Source organism: Candidatus Dechloromonas phosphoritropha, from assembly GCA_016722705.1.
Classification (GTDB): Bacteria; Pseudomonadota; Gammaproteobacteria; order Burkholderiales; family Rhodocyclaceae; genus Azonexus; species Azonexus phosphoritrophus.
The window spans coordinates 1,749,040-1,774,164 of the sequence record JADKGN010000004.1; the positions used below are offsets into that span (position 1 = coordinate 1,749,040).

14 protein-coding genes and 1 pseudogene are annotated in these 25,125 nt (G+C 61.3%); 13 read left to right on the forward strand and 2 right to left on the reverse strand.

Annotation, left to right across the window (positions count from 1 at the left end; genetic code table 11):
- The first annotated feature begins 140 nt into the window (after positions 1-140).
- The 11 genes from IPP03_14285 to IPP03_14335 all read left to right on the forward strand — a co-directional run bounded on the left by IPP03_14285 (position 141) and on the right by IPP03_14335 (position 16,640).
- On the forward strand, positions 141-1,226 hold the full coding sequence (locus IPP03_14285; GenBank protein ID MBL0353757.1) for a pilus assembly protein PilM: 1,086 nt from the start codon (positions 141-143) through the stop codon (positions 1,224-1,226).
- Positions 1,223-1,795, forward strand: a complete 573-nt coding sequence (locus IPP03_14290; GenBank protein ID MBL0353758.1) for a PilN domain-containing protein — start codon at positions 1,223-1,225, stop codon at positions 1,793-1,795. Before IPP03_14285 ends, IPP03_14290 begins: the two co-directional genes overlap by 4 nt.
- Complete coding sequence (locus tag IPP03_14295; GenBank protein MBL0353759.1) at positions 1,792-2,454, forward strand: type 4a pilus biogenesis protein PilO; 663 nt, start codon at positions 1,792-1,794, stop codon at positions 2,452-2,454. The genes IPP03_14290 and IPP03_14295 overlap by 4 nt, the downstream gene beginning before the upstream one ends.
- Positions 2,451-2,996, forward strand: coding sequence for a pilus assembly protein PilP (locus IPP03_14300; protein MBL0353760.1), 546 nt, complete (start codon positions 2,451-2,453; stop codon positions 2,994-2,996). The genes IPP03_14295 and IPP03_14300 overlap by 4 nt, the downstream gene beginning before the upstream one ends.
- On the forward strand, positions 2,993-5,101 hold the full coding sequence (pilQ, locus tag IPP03_14305) for a type IV pilus secretin PilQ (GenBank protein MBL0353761.1): 2,109 nt from the start codon (positions 2,993-2,995) through the stop codon (positions 5,099-5,101). Before IPP03_14300 ends, pilQ begins: the two co-directional genes overlap by 4 nt.
- Positions 5,102-5,184: 83 nt before the next feature.
- Positions 5,185-5,712 (forward strand): shikimate kinase, encoded by a 528-nt coding sequence (locus tag IPP03_14310; protein ID MBL0353762.1) that lies wholly within the window; start codon positions 5,185-5,187, stop codon positions 5,710-5,712.
- A complete protein-coding gene (aroB, locus tag IPP03_14315) occupies positions 5,712-6,794 on the forward strand; it encodes a 3-dehydroquinate synthase (protein ID MBL0353763.1) in 1,083 nt (360 codons plus the stop codon). The genes IPP03_14310 and aroB overlap by 1 nt, the downstream gene beginning before the upstream one ends.
- A 181-nt stretch (positions 6,795-6,975) precedes the next feature.
- Positions 6,976-11,610: a glutamate synthase large subunit gene (gltB, locus tag IPP03_14320; GenBank protein MBL0353764.1), complete on the forward strand. Its 4,635-nt coding sequence runs from the start codon at positions 6,976-6,978 to the stop codon at positions 11,608-11,610.
- Entirely contained in the window at positions 11,610-13,076 is a 1,467-nt protein-coding gene (locus IPP03_14325; protein MBL0353765.1) for a glutamate synthase subunit beta, read from the forward strand. Before gltB ends, IPP03_14325 begins: the two co-directional genes overlap by 1 nt.
- Positions 13,077-13,146: 70 nt before the next feature.
- Positions 13,147-14,520 carry a bifunctional UDP-N-acetylglucosamine diphosphorylase/glucosamine-1-phosphate N-acetyltransferase GlmU gene (gene glmU / locus IPP03_14330; GenBank protein ID MBL0353766.1) on the forward strand — a complete coding sequence of 458 codons (1,374 nt, stop codon included), beginning with the start codon at positions 13,147-13,149 and terminating at the stop codon, positions 14,518-14,520.
- Between the two features lie 68 nt (positions 14,521-14,588).
- On the forward strand, positions 14,589-16,640 hold the full coding sequence (locus tag IPP03_14335) for an elongation factor G (GenBank protein ID MBL0353767.1): 2,052 nt from the start codon (positions 14,589-14,591) through the stop codon (positions 16,638-16,640).
- Between the two features lie 90 nt (positions 16,641-16,730).
- On the opposite strand, the gene IPP03_14340 is transcribed toward IPP03_14335, so the two are convergent.
- Both IPP03_14340 and IPP03_14345 read right to left on the reverse strand, forming a co-directional pair.
- Positions 16,731-16,967 (reverse strand): hypothetical protein, encoded by a 237-nt coding sequence (locus IPP03_14340; protein ID MBL0353768.1) that lies wholly within the window; start codon positions 16,965-16,967, stop codon positions 16,731-16,733.
- 115 nt (positions 16,968-17,082) lie between these two features.
- Positions 17,083-18,151 (reverse strand): annotated as a pseudogene (locus IPP03_14345) (AraC family transcriptional regulator ligand-binding domain-containing protein).
- A gap of 141 nt (positions 18,152-18,292) precedes the next feature.
- Here IPP03_14345 and IPP03_14350 point away from each other — a divergent pair.
- Together IPP03_14350 and IPP03_14355 are read left to right on the forward strand one after the other, a co-directional pair.
- Positions 18,293-21,556 (forward strand): cobalamin-dependent protein, encoded by a 3,264-nt coding sequence (locus tag IPP03_14350; protein ID MBL0353769.1) that lies wholly within the window; start codon positions 18,293-18,295, stop codon positions 21,554-21,556.
- A gap of 209 nt (positions 21,557-21,765) precedes the next feature.
- Complete coding sequence (locus IPP03_14355; GenBank protein ID MBL0353770.1) at positions 21,766-25,116, forward strand: toll/interleukin-1 receptor domain-containing protein; 3,351 nt, start codon at positions 21,766-21,768, stop codon at positions 25,114-25,116.
- Positions 25,117-25,125 lie beyond the last annotated feature (9 nt).

Sequence of the window (25,125 nt, forward strand, 5' to 3'; positions counted from 1 at the left end):
TGGCGTTGCGCGGATTATACGCCGTACCTGAAACACACCCTGAAAACCCTTTACATGCCGTGTGCTTGTTGCTAGCATCGAAAAAGAATTATTGGTTATTTAGCTAACTTCGCATTTTGTAAGGACTTTTTGGGGGTCTGGTGCGCTTCGATATCTCAGCGTTTTTTAATCCCAAGGCGCGCCCCCTGTTGGGGCTGGACATCAGTTCCTCGGCTGTCAAGCTGGTAGAACTGGTTGCCAACGGGAAAGAGGGTTACCGTGTCGAGCGCTACACTGTAGAGGTGTTGCCGAAGGATGCGGTTTCGGACGGCAATATTGCCAACATGGACGGAGTCGTCGACGCCGTCAAGCGGGCCTGGAAAAGGCTCGGCACGTCGACGCGCAATGTCGCGATGGCGCTGCCTTCATCCGCGGTGATCACCAAGAAGATTATCGTGCCCGCTGGATTGCGCGAGGATCAGCTCGAAATCCAGGTTGAGTCCGAGGCCAATCAGTACATCCCGTTCGCCATCGACGAAGTGAATCTCGACTTTCAGGTGATCGGACCGGCGCCATCGGCGCCAGATGAACTTGAGGTCTTCATCGCCGCTTCCAAGAAAGAGCGGGTGGAGGATCGCATCGCGGTTGCCGACGCTGCCGGTCTGACAGCGGTTGTGGTCGATGTGGAAACACAGGCCGCTCTCTCGGCGTTCGAACTGATCGAAAGGCAGTTGCCCGGCGGCGGGAAGAATATGACTGTCGCGTTGGTCAATGCCGGTTCCAGCATGATGAGTCTGACAGTGCTGCGCAATAGTCAACAGGTGTATGCACGCGAACAGGCGTTCGGTGGGGCACAGCTGACCCAGGACATTGCCCGGCATTACGGGATGAATTATGAGGAAGCGGAAGCCGCGAAGCGTTCAGGGAGCCTTCCCGAGGGGTACGAGGGGGAACTCCTTACCCCCTTCATGGACAATCTGGCGCTTGAAATTTCCCGCGCCCTGCAGTTCTTCTTCACCTCGACCCAATTCAATCACGTCGATAGCATCGTTCTGGCCGGCGGTTGTGCGGTGATTCCGGGTGTCGACGAGGTTGTCGCGACGCGCACGCAAGTCAGTACGCTGATTGCGAACCCATTTGCCAACATGGTGCTTTCGGATCGGGTCCGGGCCAAGAGTCTGCTTGCCGATGCCTCGTCGCTGATGGTGGCGTGTGGACTGGCGCTGCGGAGGTTCGACCCATCATGATCAGAATTAACCTCCTCCCCCACCGGGAACAAGCCCGCAAGGCAAAGCGCCAGAATTTTTATCTGATGGTTGGCGCAGCGGTCTGTTTTGCCGGACTGGTTGTCTTTCTCGGCTACACGATCATTGACGGGCATATCACCAGTCAAGCCTCCGCCAACGATTTCCTGAAGCGCGAAATCGCTGTTCTCGACAAGCAGATCGCCGAGATCAAACTGCTGAAGGAAAAGACTCAGGCGCTGCTGGCTCGCAAGCAGGTCATCGAAGATTTGCAGCGTGACCGCAGCGAAACCGTTTATTTGCTGAGCGAACTGGTCAATCAGGTTCCGGAGGGTGTATACCTCAAGTCGCTGAAACAGGATGGGGCCAAGGTAAATATCACCGGTTACGCCCAGTCCAACGCGCGCGTGTCGGCGCTAATGCGTAATCTGGAAGCGTCTCCCTGGCTGGAGAATCCCCAGTTGGTCGAGGTCAAGGCGGTGGTTCTCAACGGGCGCCGCAGCAACGAGTTCGCGATGAACTTCCTGCTGACCCGCACTCAGCCACCTGTCGTCGGGAAGGGCAAGAAATGAAAGCCAGGTCCGCTTCGCTTCCAAAGATGGACTTTCAGGCAATCGCCGACGAGTTCCGCGATCTGAATCCAAACGATCCGGGCGCTTGGCCGCCGCTGCCCAAGAAGGCCGTTCTGCTGGCCATCTTTGCAGTGCTGGTACTTGCTGGCTGGTGGTTCTTCTGGAGCGACCAGCTTGCCGAACTGGACGTCAAGCAAAAGGAAGAGGCAACGCTCAAGCAGCAATACCTCGAAAAAAAGAAGCAGGCCGTCAATCTCGATCTCTATATCGAGCAACTGGCTGAAATTGACCGCTCGTTTGGTGCGTTGCTCAAGCAACTTCCGAACAAGTCGGAAGTCGAGGCGTTGCTGATCGAGGTGAACCAGGCCGGTCTTGGACGCGGTCTCCAGTTCGATCTTTTCCGGCCGGGAGCCGAACAGGTCAAGGACTTCTATGCGGAATTGCCGATTGCCGTGAAAATCGCCGGCGGGTACCACGATTTTGGAGCGTTTGCCGCCGATATAGCGAAACTGCCGCGAATTGTGACGCTCAACAATATTTCGATCGTGCCATCCAAGGACAATACGCTTTCGCTGGATGCGACAACCAAGACCTTCAGGTATCTGGATGAGGAAGAGGTTGCCAAACAGAAGAAGGCAGCGCAAGGAGCGAAGAAGTGAAGCGACTAATCCTCGTCGTACTCTGCGGGGCATTGGGAGCCTGTTCGGGTGACGACCACGAAGACCTCAAGCGGTGGATGGTTGACAATACGAAGGATATGCGGGGCAATGTCCCCAAGTTGCCGGAGGTCAAGCCCTATCAGGCGGTGCCCTACGACGTCGAAGGCCAGTTGGATCCGTTCAAGGCAAGCAAGATCGAGCCGGAAAACAAGAACAAGCAAGGGTCCGGAAAGGCTGGTGCTTTCCAGCCGGACTTCGAGGCGCGTGATCTGCGCAACAGCCTGCTCGAAAAATATCCGGTCGAGTCACTCAAGATGATCGGGTATCTGAATATCAACCGCCGTCCGATTGCGGTTATTCAGGTCGAAAACAAGGTAAAGCAGGTCAAGGTTGGCGATTATGTCGGCCTCGATTTCGGCATGGTTACGCAGATTACCGACAAGGAAATCGTGATGCGTGAATTGATTCAGGATTCGGCAGGTGACTGGAGTGAACGCACCAGTTCCTTGTATCTGCAGGCCAAGGAGGGAAGTAAGAAATGAATGTCATCAACTACGCGATGGCCGCTATCGCGGCGACCTGCCTTGCCTTGGCCGGGCCGGTGTCGGCGCAGAACGCTGTCCCCAACACGATCGAGGCGATGGTTGCCGCACCGCAGGGCGACAACCTGGCCATAAGGATCGATTTGAAGGAACCGCTGGCCACGCCGCCCGTAGGATTTAGCGTGGCGAAGCCAGCGAAGATCGCATTTGACTTTCCATCAACCACGAATGGTCTGGGCAAGACCAGCGTGACCTTCAAGGAAGGCGACCTGCAGAGCGCCAACGTTGTCGAGGTTGGCGGTCGCACACGCGTCGTCCTGAATCTGACGCGGAGCATGACCTACACGACGCGCCTGGACGGTAAATCGCTTTATGTTCTGCTTGCCCCCATCCCGGCGGTCGGTTCGCTGCCCGAGCGCGTCACGCAATTCACGGCGGAGACTTCCATTGGCAAGCGCCACGCCTTGCAGGATATCGCGTTCCGTCGCGGCAAGGATGGCGAGGCGCGAATCGTCGTCGACCTGAACGACGCCGGCACCGGCATAGACATCCGTCAACAGGGCAAGAGCCTGATTGTCGACTTTCTGAAGACCAGCGTTCCGGAGAATCTGCGACGCAAGCTTGATGTAACCGATTTTGGCACGCCCGTGACTTCCGTCGAAACCAGGCCGCTCGGCGACAATGTACGGATGACCATCATGCCGCATGGCCTGTGGGAGCACAACGCCTATCAGAGCGACAATCAGTTCATCGTCGAGGTCAAGCGCATTATCGAGGACCCGAACAAGCTGGTGCAGGGAACGAAGACCGGTTACCAGGGACCACGCGTCAGTATCAACTACCAGAACGGCGACGTCCGTGCCCTCCTGAAACTGATGGCTGAGGAACTTGGCCTGAATGCGGTGATCAGCGACACCGTGACGGGCACGACGACCCTCGTCCTGAAGGACGTGCCGGCCGATCAGGTGATCGATATCATCTTCAAGCAGAAGGACCTGGACATGCGCAAGAAGGGCAACATCATGATGATTGCCCCGCGCGACGAAATCGCTACCCGCGAGAAGCTGGATTTCGAGGCCCGCCAGCAGATCAGCGAACTGGAGCCCATCCAGCACGAGCAATTTAATCTGAACTACCAGAAGGCCGGTGATGTTGCCAAGCTTCTCGCCGGGGTTGGTGGCGTTGGTGGTACTCCGGGGGGGGCATCGCAGCGCCTGCTGAGCAAGCGCGGCAATGCGATCGCCGATGCGCAATCCAATGTCCTCTTCGTCAACGACATCCCGAGCAAGCTCGAGGAGATCCGCGTGTTCATCAAGGCGATCGACACCGGTTCCCGCCAGGTGATGATCGAGGCCCGTGTGGTCGAGGCGCAGGACACCTTCAACCGCGACCTTGGTGTCCGCCTGAACTTCCTGAGCACTACAAGAAGCCAGCTTGGCGGCAGCGGAACTTATGCTGGCGGCGGTGTGTACTCGCCGTCGGGCCAGGTTACCCCCCAGACCATTGGCGTCAATCTGCCATCCTTCACCAATGTCGGCGGCACGCTGGCGTTCGCGCTGTTCAATTCCTCACTGACCCGCATCCTCAACCTTGAGCTCGCGGCCCTCGAACAGGATGGTCTCGGCAAGATTGTCTCGAGCCCGCGCGTCATCACGGCGAATAACGTCAAGGCAAAGATCCAGGACGGTACCGAGATCCCGTACGTAACGACGGCAACGGGCGGTGGCGTGGCGACCCAGAACGTCTCGTTCAAGACCGCCGCGCTCTCGCTGGAAGCGACGCCGCAGATCACGCCCGAAGGGACCGTGCGCATGCTGCTGGTCGTCAAGAAAGAAGAGCCCGACTGGACGCGTGCTGTTCTCGGCAATCCGCCGATCAAGACCTCCACGGTCGAGACCAGCGTCGTTGTCGAGAACGGTGGAACGGTTGTCATCGGCGGCGTCTATGTCACCAAGAAGGAAAATGTGACCGAAAAGGTTCCGCTGCTCGGCGACATCCCGTTCTTTGGCTATCTTTTCAAGTATCAGAACGATACTGGGCAGCGCCGCGAACTGCTCTTCTTCATCACGCCACGCATCATTTCGGATAAATTGCAGATCAACTGATCGTCCGTGTGAGAGCATCAAGGGCCGGCTTTGCCGGCCCTTGTCTTTTGTGGCAGACTCCTCGAGTCCGCTAAAATGCCGTGGTGAACAATTGCAGCAATATCTACCTCGTTGGCCTGATGGGAGCCGGCAAGACGACCATCGGCCGGCAACTGGCCAGGCGGCTTGGCTGGCGGTTTCATGACTCCGACCATGAAATCGTCGAGCGCACCGGGGTTTCCATTCCGACCATTTTCGAAATCGAGGGCGAGGAAGGCTTCCGCCGTCGCGAAGCGCAGACGATCGGCGAACTGACTTCAGGGTCGGCAAGCGTTGTCGCCACCGGCGGCGGCGTGGTGATTGATCCGGAGAACCGGAAGCGCTTGCGTGATACGGGGTGGGTCGTCTATTTGAACGTCCCGCCGGCCATCCTGTTCGAACGCACCCGCCACGACCGAAATCGCCCGTTACTGCGTGTCCCTGACCCTTTGAGCAAGCTGGAGGAACTTCATGCCCTCCGCGACCCTCTGTACCGGGAAGCCGCTCATGTTGTCGTCGACGGATCACACCTCGTCGCCGCCGGCGTCGTCCAGTACCTGCTCCGGGAATTTCACCGCCAATGCAAGCCATGATCCAGACCCTGAAAGTGGAACTCGCCGAACGTTCCTATCTCATCCACATCGGTAGTGGATTGCTGTCACGCCCGGAATTGCTGACGCCCCATCTGGCCCAGAAGAAGGCGGTCGTCGTTACCAATACGACGGTTGCGCCGCTCTATCTCGAACTGTTGCGGTCGACGCTGAAAAAGGGCGGAATTTCTGCCCTGCCCGTAATCCTTCCGGATGGTGAGAAATACAAGACCTGGGAAACGCTCAATCTCATTTTCGACGCGCTGATTGGCGGCCACTGCGAACGCAATGCCACGCTGATCGCTCTCGGCGGCGGCGTCATCGGTGACATGGGCGGCTTTGCCGCGGCTTGCTACCAGCGGGGTATGCCCTTCATACAAATCCCGACGACGCTGCTTTCCCAGGTTGACTCGTCGGTGGGCGGTAAAACCGCAATCAACCATCCGCGGGGCAAGAACATGATCGGTGCCTTCTACCAGCCCAAAGTCGTCCTGGCCGATATTTCGACCCTCGAAACCTTGCCCGACAGGGAACTCAAGGCGGGTCTCGCCGAAGTCATCAAATACGGGTTGATTCGTGATCCCGATTTCTTTGTCTGGCTGGAAGCGAACCTCGACAAGTTGCTGGCGCGGGACCAGGAGGCGCTGGCTTTCGCCGTTCGTCGCTCCTGTTTCAACAAGGCCGAGGTCGTGGCGGCGGACGAGCGCGAAGCGGGGGAGCGCGCCTTGCTCAATCTCGGTCACACCTTCGGACACGCGATCGAGACTGGTCTCGGCTACGGCAAATGGCTACATGGCGAAGCGGTCGCCTCTGGCACACTTATTGCTTCCGAGCTATCGAGGCGGTTGGGCTGGCTTGCGGCTCAGTCCGTGCAGCGCATCGAGTCACTTTATCAGCGGGCCGGATTGCCATCCCATGGAGCACCGCTGGGTGCGGCGCGCTATATCGAGTTGATGCGGCACGACAAGAAGGTCCGCGACGGCAGTCTGCGTCTGGTCCTGTTGAAGGAGATTGGCATGGCTGTCCTTGCGGAAGGCCTTGATGAAGCGACGATAGGTGCTGCCATCGAAGCGCGATGCACCTGAAAGGGGATCGCAGAAGGGCAGACGAACCGCGTTGGTGCATCGCAGCATCTTGAATCAACGGGGTATTGGCGGTATATTCCAAAGTTGTCCGAATATCCTGCGAGCTGCCTGGCACATTGGAGGTAAGACCGCCCGCCTTGGGCGGCTGTATTCTTTGATCGAGTTTTAGAGGATTAACGTGATGGAACCGGCAGTATCCGAGCGGCAGGGATTGTATGACCCGAGCAACGAGCACGACGCCTGCGGAGTCGGCTTCGTCGCCCACGTCAAGGGATGGAAAAGTCACGGTATCGTCGAGCAGGGTTTGTTGATCCTGAAAAATCTCGACCACCGGGGCGCCGTTGGTGCCGACCCGCTGCAGGGCGATGGCGCCGGCATCCTGATCCAGATCCCCGACCAGTTTTATCGCGAGGAGATGGCCGGGCAGGGCGTGATCCTCCCGCCCGCCGGAGAATACGGTGTCGGCATGGTATTCCTGCCACAGGAGGCCGCTTCCCGCCACGCCTGTGTCGAAGCAATCGAACGTTCGGTCAAGGCCGAGGGTCAGGTCCTTCTTGGCTGGCGCGATGTGCCTGTCAATCGCGACATGCCGATGTCGCCGACAGTCAGGGACAAGGAGCCGGTGATCTGCCAGGTCTTCGTTGGGCGCGGCCCCGACGTTTTCGTGACTGACGCGCTTGAGCGCAAGCTCTATATCATCCGCCGCCGCGCCGCCAATGCCATCATGTCGCTCAAACTGAAGCATGGCCAAGAGTTCTACGTCCCGTCGTTTTCCGCGCGTACGGTGAACTACAAGGGCTTGCTGCTGGCGCATCAGGTTGGCGTCTATTACCTCGACCTGCGGGATGAGCGGGCTGTCTCGGCGCTGGCGTTGGTGCACCAGCGTTTCTCGACCAACACCTTCCCGACCTGGGACCTGGCACACCCGTTTCGCTACATTGCCCACAACGGCGAGATCAACACGATGCGCGGCAACGTGAACTGGTTCAAGGCCCGCGAGCAGGCGATCTCCTCACCGATCCTCGGCGATGATCTGAAAAAGATCTGGCCGCTGCACTATCCCGGCCAGTCCGACTCGGCAGCGTTCGACAACGCGCTCGAGCTGCTCGTCATGGGTGGCTATTCGATGGCGCAGGCGGTCATGCTATTGATTCCCGAAGCCTGGGAAAAGCACACACTGATGGACGAGAACCGCCGCGCCTTCTACGAATACCACGCCGCGATGATGGAGCCGTGGGACGGCCCGGCGGCGGTGGCGTTTACCGACGGGCGCCAGATTGGCGCGACGCTCGACCGCAACGGCCTGCGTCCGGCCCGCTACTTGGTGACCGACGACGACATGGTGGTCATGGCTTCCGAATCCGGCGTCCTGCCAATTCCGGAAAAGAAAATTATCAAGAAGTGGCGTCTGCAGCCGGGCAAGATGTTCCTGATCGATATGGAACAGGGGCGCATCATCGACGACAAGGAACTCAAGGACGCGCTGGCCAACGCCAAGCCCTATCGCGAGTGGGTTGAAAAAATCCGCATAAAGCTCGACGACTTGCCGGCACCGGCTGAAAAGGTTGAGGTATCGATTGCTTCCATGCTTGATCGCCAGCAGGCCTTCGGCTACACCCAGGAAGACATCAAGGTCATCCTCGAGCCGATGGTCCACAACGGCGAGGAAGCGACCGGCTCGATGGGCACGGACTCCGCCCTGCCGGTGCTGTCCAACAGGAACAAGACTCTCTACAACTACTTCAAGCAGCTTTTCGCGCAAGTGACCAATCCGCCGATCGACCCGATACGTGAGGAGTTGGTCATGTCGCTGGTGTCCTTCGTCGGGCCCAAGCCAAATCTTCTGAATACGCACGACATCAATCCGCCGATCCGTCTCGAAGTATCGCAACCTGTGTTGTCTTTCGACCGTATGGAGAAACTGCGCAATATCGGGAAATACACGTCGAACAAGCTCCGTTCGTTCGAACTGGATATCTGCTATCCGCTGGTCTGGGGCAGCAATGCTATCGAAGCCCGGCTCGCTTCGCTGGCCGCCGATGCCGAAGATGCGGTGCGTTCCGGTGCCAACATCCTGATCGTCTCCGACCGCAAGGTCGATGCCGAGCATGTCGCCATTCCGGCGCTGCTGGCGACTTCGGCAATTCACCAGCATCTGGTCAAGAAGGGTCTGCGTACCAGCGCCGGCCTTGTGGTCGAGACCGGTTCGGCACGTGAAACGCATCACTTCGCGCTGCTCGGCGGTTATGGCGCCGAGGCGGTCCACCCCTATCTGGCACTCGAAACCATTGAGGCGCTGGCCAAGGGCGATGCCGAAAAGACCGAGAAGTTCATCAAGAATTACATCAAGGCGATCGGCAAGGGCCTGAACAAGGTCATGTCCAAGATGGGTATCTCGACTTACATGTCGTACACGGGCGCCCAGATCTTCGAAGCCATCGGCCTGCAGAAGGCGTTCGTCGAAAAGTACTTCACCGGAACTCCTTCCAACATCGAAGGTATCGGCGTGTTCGAGGTGGCGGAGGAAGCCATCCGCCTGCACCACGACGCCTTTTCGGACGATCCGGTGCTGGCCACCATGCTTGATGCCGGCGGTGAATACGCCTTCCGCATTCGTGGTGAAGAACACGTATGGACACCGGATTCGATCGCCAAGCTGCAGCATGCGACGCGCTCGAACAAGTACGAGACCTACAAGGAATACGCCAAACTGATCAACGATCAGACCAGGCGCCACCTGACGCTGCGCGGCCTGTTCGAATTTCGGCCGCAAGGTGAGGCAATTCCGCTCGACGAAGTCGAGCCGGTCAAGGAAATCGTCAAGCGCTTTGCTACCGGTGCCATATCTCTTGGTGCCATTTCGACCGAGTCGCACACGACGCTGGCGATCGCGATGAATCGTATCGGCGGCAAGTCGAATACCGGCGAAGGCGGCGAGGACGCCAGTCGCTACGCGCCGGTCAAGGGCGGCACGATGCTTTCCGACGTGATCGGCAAGAGCCGCGTCGCCCGCGATCTGGAGTTGAAAGAGGGTGATTCGTTGCGCTCGGCGATCAAGCAGGTGGCATCCGGCCGTTTCGGCGTGACGACCGAGTACCTGGTCAATGCCGACCAGATCCAGATCAAGATGGCGCAAGGCGCCAAGCCGGGCGAAGGCGGGCAGTTGCCGGGGCACAAGGTGTCCGAGTACATCGGCTTCCTGCGCCACTCGGTGCCGGGTGTCGGTCTGATTTCGCCGCCGCCGCACCATGACATCTACTCGATCGAGGATCTGGCGCAGCTGATTCACGACCTCAAGAACGCCAATTCGCGCGCCGCGATCTCGGTCAAACTGGTTTCCGAAGTCGGCGTCGGCACCGTCGCCGCCGGCGTCGCCAAGGCCAAGGCTGATCATGTCGTGATCGCTGGTTTCGACGGCGGTACCGGCGCATCACCGGTGTCGTCGATCAAGCACGCCGGTACGCCGTGGGAACTCGGGCTCTCGGAAACGCAGCAGACACTGGTGCTCAACCGCCTGCGCAGCCGTATCCGCGTCCAGGTCGACGGACAGATTAAGACGGGGCGCGATGTCGTCGTCGGCGCCTTGCTCGGTGCCGATGAATTCGGATTCGCCACCGCGCCGCTGGTCGTCGAAGGCTGCATCATGATGCGCAAGTGCCACCTGAATACCTGTCCGGTCGGTGTCGCGACGCAGGATCCAGAGTTGCGCAAGCGTTTCTCCGGTCAACCGGAGCATGTCGTCAATTATTTCTTCTTCGTCGCCGAGGAAGTCCGCGAAATCATGGCCGGGCTTGGTATTCGCAAGTTTGAAGATCTGGTTGGACGGGCCGACCTGCTCGATACCCGTCCGGGCATTGAACACTGGAAGGCCAAGGGTCTCGATTTCACCAGGATCTTCTATCAGCCGCCGGTCCCGGCCGATGTGCCGCGCCGCCATGTCGAGAGTCAGGATCATGGTCTCGACAAGGCACTCGATCACAAGCTGATCGCACAGGCCATGCCGGCGCTTGAAAAAGGCCAAAAGGTCGAGATCGATACCAGGATCAGCAACGTCAACCGCACCTGTGGCACCATGCTGTCGGGCGAGGTAGCCCGGCGCTACGGTAACGCTGGCCTGCCGAACGACACCATTTACATCCGCCTGAGCGGTACCGCCGGCCAGAGTTTTGGCGCTTTTCTGGCCAGGGGCGTGACACTCGAACTGACCGGCGAAGGTAATGATTACGTCGGCAAAGGTTTGTCGGGCGGTCGCATCATCATCAAGCCGAGCCCGGATTTTCGGGGTGATACACAGCACAACATCATCGTCGGCAACACCGTGCTATATGGCGCGACCGATGGCCAGGCGTTCTTTGCCGGCGTCAGTGGCGAGCGTTTTGCGGTTCGCAACTCGGGCGCCTCGGCAGTCGTCGAGGGTGTCGGCGATCATGGCTGCGAATACATGACTGGCGGTACCGTGGTCGTGCTCGGCATGACGGGGCGCAACTTCGCTGCCGGCATGTCGGGCGGCATCGCCTATGTGCTGGACGAGGATGGCAGCTTTGCCGGTCGCTGCAATCTGGCCCAGGTGGCGCTCGAAAAGGTGCTGCCGGCCGGTCGTCAGGCTGGCGGTGAGCCGCTGCATCGTGGGCTGGCCGACGAAAACCAGCTCAGGGAACTGGTCGCCCGGCACGCTGAATACACCGGCAGCAAGACCGCGGCAGCCATCCTGGCCAACTGGGATGCCTGGCGTGAGAAGTTCGTCAAAATCTTTCCGCACGAATACCGGCGCGCCCTCACCGAGATAGCCGTTGCTGCACGGAAGGAGGCCGCATAATGGGCAAGCCGACTGGATTCATGGAATTTGAACGTCTTTCCGAGGCTTATGAGCCGGTCGAAAAGCGCCTGAAGAACTACAAGGAATTCGTCCATACCCTGTCCGACGAAGAAGCCAAGATTCAGGGCGCGCGCTGCATGGACTGCGGTATTCCGTTCTGCAACAGTGGTTGTCCGGTGAATAACATCATCCCGGACTGGAACGATCTGGTTTACCAGGGCAACTGGCAACAGGCGCTGGAAGTGCTGCATTCGACCAACAATTTCCCGGATTTTACCGGTCGCATCTGCCCGGCCCCCTGCGAGGCCGCTTGCACGCTGGGCATCAACGCGGCGCCGGTGGGCATCAAGTCGATTGAGCATTTCATCATCGACAAAGGCTGGGAAATGGGCTGGGTCGTTCCACAGCCGCCAACAAGCAAGACCAATAAGAAGGTGGCCGTCGTCGGTTCCGGACCGGCCGGTCTGGCCGCCGCCCAGCAACTGGCGCGGGTCGGTCATGACGTGACGGTGTTCGAGAAGAGCGACCGTCTCGGTGGCCTGCTGACCTATGGCATTCCCGACTTCAAGATGGAAAAATCGGTTGTCGACCGCCGGGTCGCGCAGATGGAAGCCGAAGGCGTCACCTTCAAGACCGGAGTGATCGTCGGCAGCAAGGAATTGCCGGCTAATATCAATAACGACGCCACCGAATTCCTCTCTGCCGAGCAGTTGACCGCAACATTCGACGCCGTGATTCTCGCCGCCGGTTCCGAAGTGCCGCGTGATCTGCCGGTGCCGGGACGCGAATTGAAGGGCATCTACGCCGCGCTCGAATTCCTGATTCCGCAAAACAAGGAAGTCCACCAGGGCAAGGCCAATCCGATCAACGTCAAGGGCAAGCACGTCATCGTCATCGGCGGCGGTGATACCGGCTCCGACTGCGTTGGTACATCGAACCGTCACGGCGCTGCCTCGGTCACCCAGTTCGAACTGATGCCGATGCCGCCGGAACAGGAAAACAAGGAGCTGACCTGGCCGTACTGGCCCTACAAGCTGCGCACCTCGTCGTCGCACGACGAAGGCTGCACCCGTGACTTTGCCGTGGCGACCAAAGGTTTCGTCGATGACGGCAAGGGCAATGTCAAGGCCTTGAAAGCCATTCACCTTGAATGGAAGGACGGCAAGATGAGCGAGGTCGCCGGTTCAGAATTTGAACTGCCTTGCGACAATGCCTTTCTGGCCATGGGCTTCACCAATCCGGTCGGCTCCCTGCTTGATGCCTTCGGTGTCGACAAGGATGCGCGTAACAATGCCAAGGCCACGACGGATGACGAAGGCTGCTACGCGACCAACGTGCCCAAGGTCTATGCCGCCGGCGACGTGCGACGCGGTCAGTCGTTGGTCGTCTGGGCGATCCGCGAAGGGCGTCAGGCCGCGCGTGAAGTCGATGCTTTCCTGATGGCCAGCTCGACGCTGCCCCGGTAGGAGCGGGAGCATCATGCGATAATGCAGAGGCGGCCCAAGCGGTCGCCTTCGTCATTTCCGGAGTCCAATAATGGCTGAAACGCCTCTACAAGTGGTCATCCTTGCCGCCGGCCAGGGCAAGCGCATGCATTCCAATCTGCCCAAGGTCCTGCATCCCGTGGCTGGCAAGCCCCTGGTGCGGCATGTCATCGACACCGCGCGTTCGCTGGCCCCGGCTAAACTGGTCGTGGTTTTCGGACATGGCGGTGAAGCGGTGCGGTCGACCGTCGATGGTGACGATATTTCCTGGGCTCTCCAGGAGCCACAGCTCGGTACCGGGCACGCGGTTGCCCAGGCGCTGCCAGCCCTTGCCGGTGAGGGCCGGACGCTGGTTCTCTATGGCGACGTGCCACTGACCAGGGCCTCAACCCTCAAGCGCCTGTTGCATGCCGGCCGGGACGGCTTGTCGATCCTGACGATGGAACTGGCCGACCCCGCGGGATATGGCCGCATCGTCCGCGATGCCGCGGGCAATGTCCGGCGCATCGTCGAGGAGAAAGACGCGACACCCGAGGAAAAGACGATCTGCGAGGTCAATACCGGCATCATGGCGATTCCCTCTTCCCGCCTCGAGGATTGGCTTGGCCGGCTGTCGAACAGAAATGCGCAGGGCGAGTATTACCTGACCGATATCGTCGCGCTTGCAGTCGCCGAAGGGTTGCCGGTGCGCACCGCTCACCCCGATAAGGAATGGGAAGTGCTGGGAGTCAATAGCAAGGTGCAGTTGGCCGAACTGGAGCGCGTGCAGCAGCGCAATCTGGCCGATGCCATGCTGGTCGCTGGGGTGCGTCTCGCCGACCCGGAGCGCATCGACGTGCGCGGTGAACTCACTTGCGGGCGCGATGTCTTCATCGATGTCGGTTGTGTCTTCGAGGGCAGGGTTGAGCTTGCTGACGCCGTCGAGGTTGGCCCCTATTGCGTGCTTAACAATGTCACGGTCGGCGCCGGCGCGCGGATCGCGGCCTTCTGTCACTTCGACGATGCGGTGATCGGGCCTGACGCGGTGGTCGGCCCCTTCGCCCGCTTGCGCCCGGGAGCCGAACTCGGGCCCGAGGTGCATATCGGCAATTTTGTCGAGGTCAAGAAGAGCAGGATCGCCGCCCGCTCCAAGGCCAATCACCTGGCCTATATCGGCGACGCCGATATAGGCGAGCGGGTAAATGTCGGTGCCGGCACCATCGTCTGCAACTATGATGGGGCCAACAAGTACAGGACGATCATCGAAGACGACGTGTTCATCGGTTCCGACACGCAGCTTGTCGCGCCGGTGACGGTCGGACGCGGGGCGACGCTGGGGGCGGGAACGACGTTGACAAGGGACGCCCCGCCCGACGCCTTGACCATCTCGCGTGCCCGCCAGACAACGGTGTTGGGCTGGACGCGCCCGAAAAAGGCCCAGGAGTGATGTTTATGACCGCCTGGACACTGGCGTAAAATACTCGGCTGAATTTCTACAAGCTCAGGGAGAGCAGGATGTCCAAATACAATACCGAGGCGATTCGTGCCATGGCCCTGGTCGGCCATGGTGCATCCGGAAAAACCAGTCTGGCCGAGGCCATGCTGTTCGCGACCGGGACAATTCCGGCCAAGGGCAGTGTCGAGAGAGGCAGCACCGTCTGCGACTTCGATGCCCAGGAAAAGGAGGTCGGCCACTCGTTGAACTCGGCCATCGTCAATTTCGCCCACGAAGGCACGCACATTCACTTGATCGACACGCCGGGCTATCCGGATTTTTCGGGACAGTCGATCGCCGCGCTGGCCGGTGTCGATACCGCACTGATCGTTATCAACGCGCAAAACGGTGTCGAGCTGATGACCGAGCGCATGATGCGCCATGCCGGCGACCGCAAGCTGTGCCGGATGATCGTCATCAACAAGATCGACGCCGACAATCTCGATCTGCCCGGGCTGGTGGCCGACATCCGCGAGCGCTTCGGCAAGCAGTGCATGCTGCTCGACCTGCCGGCGCATGACGCGGCGGATGTCGTCGAGGTGCTCGAGCACGATGCCGGCGACGCCGATTTCGCGTCGGTCGCCGCGGCCCACCGGGCGCTCATCGACCAGATCGTCGAGGAAGACGAAGACCTGCTCGCCCAGTATCTCGAGGACGGCGCCGACCCCAGTGCGGCGGCCTTGCACGCGCCGTTCGAAAAGGCGTTGCGCGAAGGCCACCTGATTCCCATCCTGTTCACCTCGGCGAAGACCGGCGCCGGCATCAAGGAACTGCTGCACGTCCTTGCTTCTCTGGCACCCAATCCGGCCGAAGTCAATCCGCCGCCATTCTACAAGGGCGAACCGGGTATGGCGGCAGAAGCGTTCCACGCAGAACCCGATGCCGGCAAGCATGTTCTGGCGCACGTCTTCAAGGTTGTCGCCGACCCGTATCTGGGCAAGATTGGCGTCTTCCGCGTCCATCAGGGCACGATGAAGAAGGACATGCAACTGTTCGTCGGTGACGGCAAGCGCCCGTTCAAGGTTGGCCACCTCTACCAGTTGCAGGGCAAGGATCCGCTGGAGGTCGACGAGCTGCTGCCCGGCGACATCGGCGCTGTCGCCAAGGTCGACGAGATCGAGTTCGACTGCGTCCTGCACGACTCTCACGATGAAGACCAGATCCACCTCGTGCCGCTCGAGTTTCCCAGGCCGATGTCGGGACTCGCGGTCGAAACCAGGAAGAAGGGCGACGAGCAAAGGCTGTTCGACATCCTCGGCAAGCTCGCGGTGGAGGACCCGACCTTCGTCGTCGAGCGCCACCCGACCAGCAACGAAACCGTCATCCGCGGCCTCGGCGAAATCCATCTCAAGTCCAAGCTGGAAAAGATGGCCGCTCAGTACAAGCTGGAAGTCGATACCAAACCGCCGACGATTCCCTACCGTGAAACGATTACCGCGGGGGCCGAAGGGATCCACCGCCACAAGAAGCAGAGTGGCGGCGCCGGGCAGTTCGGTGAAGTACACCTGCGCGTCGAGCCCAGAGGTCGCGGCGAAGGCATCGAGTTCGTCGATGCGGTCAAGGGCGGCGTGATCCCAGGTGTTTTCATGGCGGCGGTAGAGAAAGGCGTGCTCCAGGGCCTTGAAGGCGGCGTGGTGGCGGGTTACGCGGTCGACGACCTGAAAGTGACTGTTTTCGACGGCAAGACCCACGCGGTCGATGGCAAGGAGGTTGCCTTTGTCACCGCTGGTCGCAAGGCGGTTATCGATGCGGTGCGCGCCGCGCGACCGATCGTCCTGGAGCCCATCGTCAGCGTCGAAATCATTGTGCCGGAAGCTTGTATCGGTGACCTGACTGGCGATCTCTCGAGCCGCCGTGGCCACATCACGGGCACGGACGGTCGCGGTCACGGGATGTCCGCGATTACCGGCGAAGTACCCCTGGCCGAAATCAGCGACTACCAGTCACGCCTGAAGTCACTCACCGGCGGTCAGGGCAGCTACACCATCGAGTTCGCCCGCTATGCGGCCGTTCCGCCCAACGTGCAGCAACAGATGGCCGGCAAGTTCCAGTTGCGCGAAGACGACGAATAAGCGTCGCGCCAGGCAAACAAAAAGGCCGGAGTCATCCGGCCTTTTTTGCATCCATTCGTCGGGCGCGAATCGGCCCCGGCAACGGCTCGATCACTTGCGGGCCTGATCGAAAGCGCCCCCGGCATTATCCGGGGCTTGCTCGTTTTCGGCCGCATCAAAGGAACGCGGACCGAAGTAAGTTGCCCACTGACTGTCGGTCACATCGACCTCTTCGGTCACCGGTATGCGCCGTTCAACCCCCTTGCGACGGTCGCGCCAACCGGGGGGCGGCCCCGCATCCTCGATGCGACGGTCCTCCGGCAACTTGCGCTTGTCCTTGCGGTTCATGACAGGCCAAACCTCCTCGGAGTATCAATCCTAGAACAGCAAAGGGTAGCGCATTTGTGCCAGTAACGGAAGGCCTGAACCCTGCGCTGCCACGGTGCCTGCCAGGGTCGGCGTGTCAGCTGTCGCCCGCCCAGCGCTTGCGATAATGGATGGGCGCCATGCCGGTCCACTCGACGAAGGCACGGTAAAACGCCGAAGGGTCGGCGTAGCCAAGGTCGGCGGCGATCTGGCTGACTGCATCGCGGGTCTTGGTCAGGCGGGCCAGTGCCATGTCGCGGCGCAGCGCATCCTTGATGGCGCGGAAACTCGACCCTTCCTCGTCCAGGCGGCGGTGGATCGTGCGTGGCGACAGGTGCAGGCGGTCGCCGATGTCTTCAAGGCCTAGTGTGGCGGGCAGCGCGGCGCGCAGCAGGTCGCGGACGCGGATGACCATCTCGCGGTCACGCCGGTAGAGTGAGGTGATCTTGCCGGGTGCGCCGTCGAGGAAGCTGGCCAGTGCTGCCTCGTCGCGACGGATGGGCAGGTCGAGCAGGTTGGCGTTGAAGCTGGCGACGAGCGTGCCGCAGCCATCCGGCAGGGTCGGGGCGAAGCGGGAATTCTCGGTGAAGATCAGCGCGTAGTCGGCGGCATGAGCCGGGCGGCGGTAGGGAAAGATCACGCTGTCGAACGCCAGGCCGCGACCGGCAAGCCAGCACGACAGACCGTGCAGCATCCGGAGCAGCCATTCGAAAGCGAAGACCCGGCCGCCGTCATCCGGATTGTCGGCCAGGCGCCGGCTCTCGCATATCAGCAGTTCTGCGTGTCCCTGGTGGCGCCCGACGGGCGATGGCCAGGTCGGGCAACACGATGCGCAGGAAGCGGGCGGCGCGGAGCAGCGCTTCAGCCAGTGTCCGTGCGCTGATGCAAGCCCGGCAGAGAAACTCGAAACTGCCGACGCGCAGCGGCTGTGAAAACAGCCCGAAGCCTTCGTCGTCGAGCAGGTGATTGATCCGGTTATAGAGCGCGGCATAGCGATCGACTGGAACCCGGCTGGCGGCATCTGCAATGTCAATGCCGGCCGCAGACAGCAGCGGCGTGGCATCGATTCCGTTGCGCGCCAATCCGGACAGCATGCCGTTCACAAAACTTATTGCAACAGTGGCTTGTGCTTTTTCAGTCGGGCTGCGGATGGTGCGCGGAGGCATTTTCGGTGATTTTTGACGGTCGACCGCAACAGCTTATCATTTTGGCTGGATTTGCATTATGGGCGTCAATCCCGACAATTGCCACGTGAGGAAAGCGCAGTAATATGATGGACCTTTAACGTACTCAATGAGGCAGGCACCATGACCGACCTTTCCGTTGCCAAGAAACTTGCTCCCTACAAGCCGAAGAACAAGCTGCGTTTCGTTACCGCAGCCTCGCTGTTCGACGGCCACGATGCGTCGATCAACATCATGCGCCGCATAATCCAGGCCACCGGCGCCGAGGTGATCCACCTCGGACACAATCGTTCGGTGCAGGAAATCGTCAATGCCGCTCTTCAGGAGGATGTCCAGGGCATCGCGATCACCTCCTACCAGGGCGGGCACGTCGAATTCTTCAAATACATGCTGGACCTGCTGAAGGCCAATGGCGGCGGCGAGATCAAGATCTTCGGCGGTGGTGGCGGGGTCATCGTGCCGGCCGAGATCAGGGAACTGCACGCTTATGGCGTCAGCCGCATCTATGCCCCCGAAGATGGCGTGCACATGGGTCTGCAGGGAATGATCAACGATCTCGTCCAGCAGTCCGACTTCGACGTCGCGGCGCACGGCCTGCCGGCCACCGAAAAGGTCCTGGACGGTCTCAGGGCCGGTGACCGGCGCTTGCTGGCCCGGGTCATCACCGTCCTGGAAAACGGCGCCGCACCGTTCTTGAAGGAGCCGCTGCTCAAGGCCGCGGCAGCCGTCGCCGTGCCGGTACTCGGAATCACCGGCACCGGCGGCGCCGGCAAGTCCTCGCTCACTGACGAGCTCGTGCGCCGCTTCCGCCTCGACCAGGACGATACGGTCAGGATTGGCCTGATCTCCATCGACCCCTCGCGCAAGCGCACCGGCGGCGCGCTGCTCGGCGACCGCATCCGCATGAACGCCATCGAGCATCCGAACATCTTCATGCGTTCGCTGGCCACCCGCGACACCGGCAGCGAAGTTTCCGCCGCGCTCCCCGAGGTGATCGCCGCCTGCAAGCTGTCCGGCTTCGATCTGGTTATCGTCGAAACTTCCGGTATCGGCCAGGGCAATGCCGCCATTGTGCCTTTTGTCGATGTCTCGCTGTACGTCATGACGCCCGAGTTCGGCGCGGCGTCGCAGCTCGAGAAGATCGACATGCTCGACTTCGCCGATTTTGTCGCGATCAACAAGTTCGACCGCAAGGGCGCCGAGGATGCGCTGCGCGACGTACGCAAGCAATATCAGCGCAATCGTGAAGCCTTCACGACGCCAACCGACGAAATGCCGGTATTCGGCACCATGGCCGCCCGCTTCAACGACGACGGCGTCACCGCGCTCTATCAGGCGCTGGTTCCGGTGCTCGGCGAACGCGGCCTCAAGCTCAAGGCCGGCAAGCTGCCGCTGGTCAGCGTCAAGCAGTCGTCAAGCCAGCGCGCCATCGTGCCGGCCAAGCGCATCCGCTATCTTGCCGAAATCGCCGACAGCGTGCGCGCCTATCATGCCCACACCGAAGAGCAGGTGAAGATTGCCCGCGAGCGCCAGTCGCTGCGCATCGCCGCCGGCCTTTTCAGTGCTTGCGACAAGTCGACAGCGGACTTCGCCGAAATGCGTGCCTGGAAGGAGGGCCAGCTCGATCCGAAAGCCCGCAAACTGCTCGACATGTGGCCGGATACCGTCAAGGCCTATTCCGGCGACGAATATGTCGTGAAAATCCGCGACAAGGAAATCCGCACCCAGCTGACCAGCGAGTCACTCTCCGGCACCAAAATCCGCAAGGTTATCCTGCCGAAATACACAGATGATGGCGAAATCCTGCGCTTCCTGATGAAGGAAAACGTGCCGGGTTCCTTCCCGTTCACTGCCGGCGTCTTCGCCTTCAAGCGCGAAGGTGAAGACCCGACGCGGATGTTCGCCGGCGAAGGTGATGCCTTCCGCACTAACCGCCGCTTCAAGCGCGTCTCCGAAGGCATGCCGGCGCACCGCCTGTCGACAGCCTTCGATTCGGTAACGCTGTACGGCTGTGACCCCGACGAGCGCCCGGACATCTACGGCAAGATCGGCAACTCGGGCGTCTCGATCGCCACGCTTGATGACCTCAAGGTGCTCTACGGCGGCTTCGACCTCGTCTGCCCGACGACCTCGGTGTCGATGACGATCAACGGTCCGGCGCCGATCATCCTGGCCTGTTTTTTCAACACCGCCATCGACCAGCAACTGGCCAAGTTCAAGCAGGACAACGGCCGCCAGCCGACCGAAGACGAAGCCGAGAAAATCCGCGAATGGACGCTGAAGACCGTGCGCGGCACGGTGCAGGCCGACATCCTGAAGGAAGACCAGGGCCAGAATACCTGTATCTTCAGCACCGAATTCGCGCTCAAGATGATGGGCGACATCCAGGAGTTCTTCGTCCATAACCAGGTGCAGAACTTCTACTCGGTGTCGATCTCCGGCTATCACATCGCCGAAGCCGGTGCCAACCCGATCAGCCAGCTTGCCTTCACGCTGTCAAACGGCTTCACCTATGTCGAGAGCTACCTGGCGCGCGGCATGCACATCGACGATTTCGCGCCGAACCTCAGCTTCTTCTTCAGCAACGGCATGGATCCGGAATACTCGGTCATCGGCCGCGTTGCCCGCCGCATCTGGGCGGTGGCGATGAAGAACAAGTACGGCGCCAACGAGCGCAGCCAGAAGCTGAAGTACCACATCCAGACTTCCGGCCGTTCGCTGCACGCGCAGGAGATGGACTTCAACGACATCCGCACCACGCTGCAGGCGCTGATCGCCATCTACGACAATTGCAACTCACTGCACACCAACGCCTACGACGAGGCGATCACGACGCCGACGGAAGAGAGCGTGCGCCGTGCGATGGCCATCCAGCTCGTCATCAACCGCGAGTGGGGCGTTGCCAAGAACGAAAACCCGAACCAGGGTGCCTTCATCATCGACGAACTGACCGCCCTCGTCGAGGAAGCCGTGCTCAAGGAGTTCGAAGCCATCGCCTCGCGCGGCGGCGTGTTGGGCGCCATGGAAACCGGCTACCAGCGCGGCAAGATCCAGGAAGAGTCGATGTATTACGAGCACAAGAAGCACGACGGCTCCTACCCGATCATCGGTGTGAACACCTTCATCAACCCCAAGGGCATGGCGCAGCAGGAAATCGAACTGGCGCGCTCGACAGAGGAAGAGAAGCAGTCGCAGATCAAGCGCCTGCGCGATTTTCAGGCAAAAAACGCGTCGACCGCACCGGCCATGCTGGAAAAGCTCAAGCAGACGGTGATCGAGGATGGCAACGTCTTCGCCGTGCTCGTCGATGCCGTCAAATACTGTTCGCTGGGCCAGATCAGCAGTGCGCTCTACGAAGTCGGCGGCCAGTATCGGCGCAGCATGTAGGGCTATCCCGGGAACGGTAACGCGAACCCGGCAGGATCGCGGAAATAATAAACGGCGAGGCGATGACCCTCGCCGTTTTTTTTCGGGGCAACGGGAACGGACGGGCGATTCATCAAGGTCAATTCTGATGGCATCGTCACGGACTGTGGACTACCATGCAGATAACCCGACTCCAGCAGCCTGAGTTCGCGTTGAACCACGAGGTTGGCATGAACGAGCCCAGCACATCGCCGTCTCCGACGCCGGCGGAATTCGACATTTTTCTCAGCTATCGCCGTACTGACGGCCCGCGCATCCAGCCGCTACTGGCTGCACTGGAAAGCCTCGGCCTGCACATCTGGCGCGACACCAGCGAAATCGAGGAGTTCTCGTCGATCCAGCAAGCCATCGACAACGGCCTCGCCAATTCAAAGGCGATGCTCGTCTGGTACTCGGCGGATTACCCGAAATCCCGCGCCTGCCAATGGGAACTGACCGCCGGCTACATCGCCGCCCAGGCCGCAGGCGACCCGCGGCGGCGCATTCTGGTCGTCAATCCGGCGGCCGCCAGCGGTCACATCCACCTGCCGGAACTTTTAGACGAACACTACCTGCTGGCGCCAGCGGCTGACGATCCCGCTGCCATCGCCGCAGCAGCAAAGCGCATCGGCAATGCGCTGGCCGGCGTGGCCGGGCCGCTGGGGGCCATCCGGGCGCTGCGTCCCCCGCGCTGGCTGCCGGCGCCGGCCACCGGGTCGACGCGATTTGTCGGCCGGCTGGCGGAAATGTGGCAAATCCATGGCCGACTGCTGGCCGGGGATGCCGCCATGCTCACCGGCACGGGCGGCAAGCAAGGGGTGGTCCAGGTGCGGGGTTCCGGTGGCAGCGGCAAGAGCTTGCTGGCCGAAGAATACGCCCTGCGTTTCGGCGCCGCCTACCCGGGTGGGGTATTCTGGCTGCGCGCTTACGGCCATGCCGATGGCGGGGTCGAACTCAGTCCGGAGCAGCGCGCCGCCAGCCGTGAAAGCCAGCTGCGCAGCTACGCCCAATACCTCGGGTTCGAGGTCAAGGGTCTGGAGCCGGCCGCGGTAACAGGAGTATTGCATGCCTATTTCGAACGACAGGGCCAGCCGTTCCTGTGGGTCATCGATGATTTTCCCTCGGCACCGGGGCCGGAAGGCCTCAAACCCTGGCTGGCGCCGCATGCCCTCGGCCGCAGCCTGATCACCACGCGGAGTCGCAGCCTGAGCGCAATCGCGCGCATCGAACTCCCCGAACTCGACCCCGACGAGGCCCATGCCTTGCTGACGCGCGCCGGTCAGCCGGAAGCAATGCCACCGGCGGATGGGGATGAAGAAGCCGCCGCCCGGGAAATCTGCCAGCAACTTGGCCGCCACGCGCTGGCCATCGACGTTGCCGCCGGCCTCGTCCGGCGCCGGGGTTACCGGGGCTTTGTCAACGGTCTCGGGCGCGCGGATCGCGATATCCTCGAACTTGCCGCCGAACTTGGCGAAGACCTGCCCAACGGTCATCAGCGCAACATCGCCGCCACCTTCCTGGCGAGCATCCGTCTGCTGGGTGCCGCGGGGCAGGATTTCCTGCGCCTCGCTGCGCAACTGGCGGCCGCACCCATTCCGCGGCAACTGGTGGTCGCTGCCTTTGCCGCTGCCGACAAGGTCGACCAGCGCGCAGCCGAGGACAAGGCCGATCTCGCCAGCGATGACGTGCTCCGGCACTCGCTTGCCGAGGAGGCGGTGCCCGGCGCCTTGACGGTCCACACGCTGATCGCCCGCACGCTGCGCTTCCGGGAGCAGAACGAGGCACGAGTCAAGGTGTTGCGCGATGCGCTTGTTGCCGCCCTGAACGAGGCGCTGCCGGCGGTGGTCGACATCCGCAACCACGGCAAATTGGAGAACTGGGTGGTTCATGCGCGGTCGCTGGCCGCCAACCTGGAGGATGAGCCGACGGCGACCCTGCTCGGCTGGGTTGCTCGCCATGATCAGGAGCGCGGCGACTATTGGGCGGCTGGCACCGGCTACGAGCGTCAGTTCGCAGCGCGCCGCCGCGTGCTCGGCGCCGAACATCCGGATACGCTCGCTTCGATGGGCAACCTGGCCATCTCGCTCCACAGTCAGGGCGATCTGGCCGGCGCTCGCCAACTTCAGGAAACGGTGCTCGCAGCGCGTCGCCGTGTGCTCGGCGCCGAACATCCGGATACGCTCACTGTGATGAGCAACCTGGCCCTCACGCTCGAGAGTCAGGGCGATCTGGCCGGCGCTCGCCAACTTGAGGAATCAGTGCTCGAAGCGCGTCGCCGCCTGCTCGGCGCCGAACATCCGGATACGCTCACTGCGATGAACAACTTGGCCACCACCTTTGAAGCGCAAGGCGATCTGGCCGGCGCCCGCCAACTTGAGGAAACGGTGCTCGAAGCGCGTCGCCGCGTGCTCGGCGCCGAACATCCGGATACGCTCGCTTCGATGAGCAACCTGGCCAGCACGCTCCAGAGTCAGGGCGATCTGGCCGGCGCCCGCCAACTTCAGGAAACGGTGCTCGCAGCGCATCGCCGCCTGCTCGGCGCCGAACATCCGGATACGCTCATCTCGATGAAAAACCTGGCCAACACGCTCCGCCGCCAGGGCGATCTGGCCGGCGCCCGCCAACTTGAGGAAACGGTGCTCGCAGCGCATCGCCGCCTGCTCGGCGCCGAACATCCGGATACGCTCATCTCGATGAGCAACCTGGCCATCTCGCTCCAGAGTCAAGGCGATCTGGCCGGCGCCCGCCAACTTGAGGAAACGGTGCTCGCAGCGCATCGCCGCCTGCTCGGCGCCGAACATCCGGATACGCTCATCTCGATGAGCAACCTCGCCATCTCGCTCCAGAGTCAGGGCGATCTGGCCGGCGCCCGCCAACTTGAGGAAACGGTGCTCGCAGCACATCGCCGCGTGCTCGGCGCCGAACATCCGGATACGCTCGCTTCGATGAGCAACCTGGCCAGCACGCTGTGGAATCAGGGCGATCTGGCCGGCGCCCGCCAACTTCAGGAAACGGTGCTCGCAGCGCGTCGCCGCGTGCTCGGCGCCGAACATCCGGATACGCTCGCTGCGATGAACAACCTGGCCAACACGCTCCAGAGTCAGGGCGATCTGGCCGGCGCCCGCCAACTTCAGGAAACGGTGCTCGCAGCGCATCGCCGCCTGCTCGGCGCCGAACATCCGGATACGCTCATCTCGATGAACAACCTGGCCAACACGCTCCGCCGCCAGGGCGATCTGGCCGGCGCCCGCCAACTTCAGGAAACGGTGCTCGCAGCGCGTCGCCGCGTGCTCGGCGCCGAGCATCCGAATACGTCAGTCAGTGCCTGGAATTACCTGATGAGTCTGCTTCAATCAGGGGAGCCGGAGGCAGCCCAGAAGGTCTTCGCGCGTGATCTAGCGTGGCTGCTCTTGCGTGATGCGGCAACGCTGGGCGCTGACCAGCACAGTATCGCCGGCATGCTGCGCGAACTGCTGGAGCGTGGGGACTTGGACTGGAGTGCATCGCGCGACGCCCAGATCGATGAAAAGGGCGGGCTGTGATGTCGGCCT